Below are 231 nucleotides of genomic sequence, written 5' to 3' on the forward strand. Positions count from 1 at the left end.
CCTGATAGGTCAGGAAAATATAAATCAGGACTTTGGTCGATATATCCCGCAGGCTTCTATTGGTACTGGTCAGAAACCAACCAATCGTTGTCACCGCAAGTGTTATTGTTTCATCGTCATAAACAGATCCATCATTAATCCCCCAGCCCCATTTCAAAAGCCTTGATACCGCATTTATCTCATTATCTTCTGAACCATCAGTATGCTTGTCACTTAAATAAATTGTCCATG

The 231-nt window shown here is 40.3% G+C and carries 1 protein-coding gene; it reads right to left on the minus strand.

Annotated elements, in window-relative coordinates; all coding sequences use genetic code 11:
• Nucleotides 1-231 (minus strand): hypothetical protein (locus SB725_RS34210; protein ID WP_410923829.1); only part of this gene is annotated, 231 nt, incomplete at both ends.

It is taken from the genome of Pseudomonas sp. SIMBA_041, assembly GCF_046535095.1.
Lineage (GTDB): Bacteria > Pseudomonadota > Gammaproteobacteria > Pseudomonadales > Pseudomonadaceae > Aquipseudomonas > Aquipseudomonas mucoides.